The organism is Dehalococcoidia bacterium (genome assembly GCA_030648205.1).
Classification (GTDB): Bacteria; Chloroflexota; Dehalococcoidia; order JAUSIH01; family JAUSIH01; genus JAUSIH01.
Genome location: JAUSIH010000030.1, coordinates 1 through 5,885 on the forward strand (window position 1 = coordinate 1; position 5,885 = coordinate 5,885).

The 5,885-nt window shown below is 59.8% G+C and carries 7 protein-coding genes; all 7 read right to left on the minus strand.

Annotated features, from left to right (window positions below; all coding sequences use genetic code 11):
- Positions 1-610, minus strand: a 610-nt coding sequence (locus tag Q7T26_03355) for a hypothetical protein (protein MDO8531195.1), incomplete at its 3' end; no start/stop codon positions are given.
- A 343-nt stretch (positions 611-953) separates the two neighbouring features.
- Entirely contained in the window at positions 954-1,556 is a 603-nt protein-coding gene (locus Q7T26_03360) for a class I SAM-dependent methyltransferase (GenBank protein MDO8531196.1), read from the minus strand.
- Positions 1,553-3,133: a hypothetical protein gene (locus tag Q7T26_03365; protein ID MDO8531197.1), complete on the minus strand. Its 1,581-nt coding sequence runs from the start codon at positions 3,131-3,133 to the stop codon at positions 1,553-1,555. The genes Q7T26_03360 and Q7T26_03365 overlap by 4 nt, the downstream gene beginning before the upstream one ends.
- Before the next feature lie 92 nt (positions 3,134-3,225).
- Positions 3,226-4,179, minus strand: a complete 954-nt coding sequence (locus Q7T26_03370; GenBank protein ID MDO8531198.1) for a glycosyltransferase — start codon at positions 4,177-4,179, stop codon at positions 3,226-3,228.
- Between the two features lie 5 nt (positions 4,180-4,184).
- Positions 4,185-4,490, minus strand: coding sequence for a hypothetical protein (locus Q7T26_03375; GenBank protein ID MDO8531199.1), 306 nt, complete (start codon positions 4,488-4,490; stop codon positions 4,185-4,187).
- A gap of 175 nt (positions 4,491-4,665) precedes the next feature.
- Positions 4,666-5,157, minus strand: coding sequence for a DUF6475 domain-containing protein (locus tag Q7T26_03380; GenBank protein MDO8531200.1), 492 nt, complete (start codon positions 5,155-5,157; stop codon positions 4,666-4,668).
- Positions 5,154-5,885 (minus strand): hypothetical protein (locus Q7T26_03385; GenBank protein MDO8531201.1); only part of this gene is annotated, 732 nt, incomplete at its 5' end. The genes Q7T26_03380 and Q7T26_03385, both read right to left, overlap by 4 nt.

Genomic DNA, 5,885 nt, shown 5'->3' on the forward strand with positions numbered 1-5,885 from the left:
AATACTCCCAGTTCCACTGCGTCGGCGGATTCGGCCCCATGGCCCCATGCTTCCACGCGACCGCGTCGCCAATCTTGGTGACGCCCGCTTCCTCGACCCCACCCTTCACCCACGGGATTGCGCCGAAGGCCAAGCGCGCGCGGTGCCCAAAGTCTCGGTCTTCACTGTAGGCGGGATAAAAGTTTTCGTCGAAATAGCCGATCCGCTCCACCAGGGCGCGCCCTACGACAATGCACTTCCAGCCGACATTCCACGCGCCATCCGCGCGATGGTCCCACGAGCCCAACTCCAGCCCATACGCGTTGACGATCTGGCTCGCGGCCGACAGCATCCTCGCAATTCCCCCTGGCCCAAACCGGATGGACGCGCTCAGGAGCACGGTCCATGTCGCGCCGCGGTGCAGGCCGAGATTCCACGAGGCGGCCACGCCGAGATTCTCGGGATGGGACACGACCTCGGCGCCGGCGGGCAGCTCCATCGAGCGCGTGTCGCCCTCCTTGGAATTGTCCACGATCAGCAGCGGCACCGGAACCGGTCCCATCGAGGCAAGGCACTGTTCCAGGTTAAAGCGGGGCGTGATATGCGGGAGGACGATCTGCCAGTCGGTCATGCGCTGACCTCTAAATTAAATCCCACTACTCGTCTTGCTACACCAGCATGGCCGCGGCGGTGGAGCCGGTCTCGTCTCTCGATCACATGTCGATCGATGCTGACGATGTTTCGGTGGAAGTAGCCATACCATCATGCGATCCAAACACCGAAGCATCCAGAGGCGCCAACGGGGAATCGGCGACTCCGCCAGAAATGCTCGACGAAACAACTCTTGCTTCAATGGGCTCATGCGCTCAAAATCTTCTCTCTCATCCTCAGTCCTGAAAATAGAACCGTCCTTCATAAAGCGCAGTTTTCTTTCTTTTGCTTCGACCTTTGCCTTCGCCTCCCGAATGACATCATCAGCTGTTTTCATTTCTAACCCTCCCTATAGTCAACCCCCTCGGCGTCGGAATATCCACGCGTTCGATCCAGCCAAGCGGCGCGAGGTCCCCGATGACGCTCAGATGGGTAAGCGTGTCATGGACCGCGACCCAGGCGCGAGGGGCCAGCCATGGGCGCAGGCGTTCGAGTTCGTGGCGCCGCGTGCCGAGCTCTGAGTCGGAGAAGAGAAAATCAATCGGCAACGGCGGGATGTACTCGAAACTTGAAACCTGGAGCACGTCGCATTGCCCGATGCCGAGCCCGAGTAGCCCATGCCATGCTAAGAGATCGCGAGCGGCGGCGGCGTAGTCCGAATTGATCTCCAGCGACACCATGCACCCGTACCGATTCCGATCGAGCGCGTCAGCGATGTAGGCCGCCGACCGTCCCAGGTGGGTCCCGGTCTCCAACACGAAGGCTGGTTTTAGCGCGCGGACCAGGGCGGCTAAAACTTCGAGCGCCTCAACTTCGGCGGCATCGGTGTCATAGGCCGAGTAGCGTTCTGGATGAGGACACCACTCAGTCGAGGCGAGTGTAAACTCAGATTCACGGTGGAGTGGAAGGCCAAGATCGAGGCTCATCCCGAGAATCCCCCAGGCGGCGCGCCTATCGGTGGCGCCCCATCGTAGGCAATCCGCATCGGAAACTTCGGATCCTCTCCGCGCCCATTGACGAATCCACAGCGGCGCAGGTTGCCGCCGATCTCCTCGGGCGCGTAGAGCCACAGGCCCCATCGGTCCCAGCCCGCCTTGCCCGCATTTGAGAGCACCCCATGGAGGACATCTTCAATCATCGTCCTGGACTGCTCGCCGAAATAGCGGGGGATGATCTCGCGGTAGAAGTCGGTCTTCGCCAGGTGCGGATTCTGCGACCATTGGATCGTCCGAACCAGTGGCACGCCAGCGATATCGTGTCGCGTGTCCTCCAGGAGCAGCTCCCGGTGCGAGATATACATCTCCGCGTCCCGGTACAGGCGGATGACTTTCACGTCGTCCCGCGTCAGCATCGCCCGTGCGAGTCCTGTAAAATCAATCGGCCCCTCGGGCCACATATCGTGTTCACAGAAGAAGGTCAGGGGCGTGTGAACGAGCTCCAGCGTCCGCCGCATCATCATGCCCTGATGCAGATGTTCGTCGAACACGACCGGCAGACACCCGCGAAAGTCGGGATGCCAGTTACACAGATCAATGAGGCGGCGCGTGTATTCCTCATACACCTCGCGGTAGTGTTGTTGCTCCGCCCGGATGCCATCGACCATGATCAGGATGTCAGCCTCGCGCAGCTCCGGGTAGGCGCGAATCCGGCGGATGGTGTCTTCGATCATGGCGGTGGAGGGATGATCCGGGACAGGTGACGTCGGGAGTAACACCGTCACGCCGATGCCCGAGACGGGAACGGGCTGGCCCGAGAGCACACAGCAGTCCTCGACGAGATCGATCGTGAGTTGGCGCTTGTACCACAGCCACCAGGCCGTGGCGCGATTTGCAGAGTGTTGGAGCCCTTCGGTTCGTCCCTCAACAACCGCATCGACCCATAACCCAGGATTAAAAATGGGATGTATCGTGTTCTCATGCGCGCCGCTATCGCTAATAAGCAGCGGCCAGAAGTCCGACTTAGAACAGGCTGGTAGACAGCCAGCTTCGAGCGCCTCGTAGAGCCGGAAGCTGTCCGGATGCCGATTCCCGCCTGGACAGAATGCAACAGCGGCCCCAGCCATCCGTTGGAGGTAATCGGCGCGCGCGATCCCATGACCGAAACCGTCGGTGACGAGGAGATCACCATCCCTGAAATCCTCATGGTCGAGGTGCGCCACTAACACCTTTCGCTCCTCCGTCTGCGCCTGGCCGATGAACACCCAGTCTTTCCGCTCAGCCAGCGGCAGGCGAGGCACGTCTCGGAGCAGCTCCCGGGTCTCAGGAGGCCAGCCAAGGAGGAGGTTTCGGTCGGCCCGCCTATCCTGCGGATACTGCCGCCAGATTTTCATGCCGGGCCGCCTGAGAGCCTCGGTGTCCCACTGCTGCGACTCGTCCGAGGTGTGAATCAGGAGGACCCATCCTTTCGGGAGTGGGAACGGCTGGCGACCAACACACAGCGATCCCGAGGCGATCACAACGCCCTCGTCGATGGGGCCGTCCACCTCCTCGAAGGTGATCGGCATGGGCCACAGCTCGCCACGAATGGCCGAGGCGATGAGGGCTTGATCCCAACATGGCGCGCGGAGACCGTAGGGCCAGGAGACTGGGATGGGGGTCATGCGCGGCCCTCGCCCTGTGCCACAATCGCCAGCATGGCCTTCACCCGGTGCGTGTACGTGTGATGGGCTTTGACGTGCTCATGGCCTGCGAGGCGGAGGCGCGCGAGGTGTGCATCGTGCTCAAGGCAGTAATCGACCAGGCGCTTCAATTGGCCGAAGTCGCCGAAGGAGTATAAGACGACGTGCTCCCGATCAACCAGGTGGTCGATCCCAACGATATGCGGCGCGATCAGAAACCCTCCCCGGCCTGGCGTTTCAAAAAATCTGTCGCTCGTATAATGCGTCTGCGTGAACCCAGGACAGCAGCTATCGCCGACGACGACCTTCGCGCTCGCGTAGAGCTGGTTGAGGCGATGCCCGCGCATCCCGCTTGCATGATCATAGTGCGTGAACCGTGACCAGTAGGTCGTCCGCAACCAGTCGATCAGCTCGCGGCGGTACGGCCATTCAGGGTGATAGCCATAGGAGCCCACGAAGATCACGTCCTGGGCCAACCCAGGAACCGGCTCCGCGAGATAACATTCTGGCTCGAACACCGCAGGAGGGATCCAGAAATGGTTGATCCCCTTCGCGGCGAATATCTCATCATGCCCGCCATCGGGACTGAACACGTAGTCGGTGCGAAACCACGGATCGGTGTCGAGCAATGGCGCTCTGGACAAGCCCACGAAAAGATCGAGCGTGTGGGAGACGGTCGGAATCCTAAGCGCCTTGATGGCGTCGAGCGCGCGGAACCCTCCAGGGAAATCCACATGCCATGTCGCGGTCCACCAAAACAGATCGGCGCTCTCGCAGAGACGTGGGACATCCGCCCACGGCACAGTGTCCTCCTGAATCCGCAAGACCTGATGGCCGAGTAATTCCATCGTCGCGGAGACGTGCGACTCGGTGGAGAACGGTTCTCCTGCGGCGGTGCGGGGTCGGAAGTTGCCACGGAATGCTATGCGCATCGTCTTTATGCCTCTGGCTTGTCAGGCTGCCATTCCTCATGGTCTGTGAAGTGCTGTTGCGCCAGCGTTTTCAGTTCTTGCAACCGTCCAAGCAGATCATCGAGCTCACAGATATGCAGGACATCACAATCGCCCTCCCTTCGACTCGGGTCAGTGAAGGGAAGATTAAAATAGCGCGCGAAGTCAATGCAGCCGTCCCATTTCACGGTAGCGTGATACCAACCCTCTGGATCATTCAGCTCCAGCCAGTGAGGCCCTGTCTTGTCTCGGTTGATGGTCCACAACGAATCTGCGCTCATCTCGGTATCCATCCGTCTCGCACCAGCACCGGCGCCCCTACGGAGCGGCATGTGCCCTTGTGCGTCCAGATCCGCTCGAACGGCGCCTCACGCGCACAGCGGCCACACCCATGGTGACACAGGCCCCACGGATCCAGCGGTTGCCCGTGCTCCGCACAGTGGTCCGCAATGGACAGCGGCCATGCGCTCATTCGTTCAACGCCTTCCGCTCGCCACCCGGCAAGGCCCGCTGCGTACTCGCTCGCCGCTCTGCGCCCTGATACCGTTGACAAAACTCCTCACGCAGAAAGGACTCGTTGCGGATGATTTTGTACCGCTCGCAAAAACTCTGCCAGCCGCCCATGCGCGTCAACGCGGACGTAATCGACGGATCTTGAAACTCTGGAACACCGTAATAGCCTGTGCTTGTCCAGGCGGCGATGACATCGGACCACGCTTCCAACGCCTGCTCCTCTGGCGCCCCGTCGAGAAGGCTGATCAGGTCCGCTGGCTTTGGGAACCAGCGGCCTCGCTCAGGCTGCACCACATGGGCACGCATGGCAGCGACAACGGACGCAATCTCATAGCCCTGTAATGCCTCGAAGTAGAGAGCCTGGAGGGATTCAGTCATCGGTTTGTCGTACAGCTCAGACAGGCGCGTGAGTTCCTTGGTGAAGCGGTCGAGGTCATCTGCCGTCACGTCTGCTCCTCCTCTGCGCGTAGCCTTGCCTTGAGACGTTCCCCTGCGGCCATCGTCGCTTGTGCCGCCGTGGAGATCGGCAACATCGGCTCAATCTTGTCCTTCCATCGCCCCTCGGTGAGAAACTTCGCCGGGTAGGGGATAAATTTTCCCGCCTCCTCCTGCCAGGCGGCAGAGTGTTTGTAAGCTTCGACGGCCTGAAAAATCTTCTCGTGTTCGCTCACTGGAATTTTCTTCCAGGCTTTCTTGACGCTCTCCTCGGCTTTCCAGATGGGATAGCATGCTTGGAACCTCCCAAAGCCGTTGAGGTCGGGTTTCAGACTGACTCCCTTTTCTCCCACACCCTCTTTTCCCTCTTCTAAAGAACTAGCACTAACAGAAGCAGTAGCAGTAACAGGAAGGTATCGGATAGTCTTTCCGAAAGCCTCTAGGAAAGACTCTGACTTATCTTTCGTATAGTCTATAAGGAAGTCTTTAAGATGTTGATATGCCTCATCTTTTAGTGTACACTGCGGTAGCTCATCCCAGTGTTTGCCCCACCCAATAATGACCTTTGGGTTCTCTGGTAGGTTGTGTTTGATGGCGTTCGGAATGAAGACCAACCCGGCTTCCCAGTCCACTTTTACCATGCCCTTAGAAAAGACTTCCGCAAAGACTTTCCTATAGTCTTTCACTGCCCAGCCGAGGTCTTTGGCTAACCCCTCGGCGTAGGCGTGATACACTCCTGG

What these genes read in the sequence shown, in the direction of transcription:
- Q7T26_03360 (MDO8531196.1), bottom strand. Translation starts at nt 1,556, where the DNA reads ATGAGCCTCGATCTTGGCCTTCCACTCCACCGTGAATCTGAGTTTACA.
- Q7T26_03365 (MDO8531197.1), bottom strand. Translation starts at nt 3,133, where the DNA reads ATGCCGATCACCTTCGAGGAGGTGGACGGCCCCATCGACGAGGGCGTT.
- Q7T26_03370 (MDO8531198.1), bottom strand. Translation starts at nt 4,179, where the DNA reads ATGCGCATAGCATTCCGTGGCAACTTCCGACCCCGCACCGCCGCAGGA.
- Q7T26_03375 (MDO8531199.1), bottom strand. Translation starts at nt 4,490, where the DNA reads ATGGATACCGAGATGAGCGCAGATTCGTTGTGGACCATCAACCGAGAC.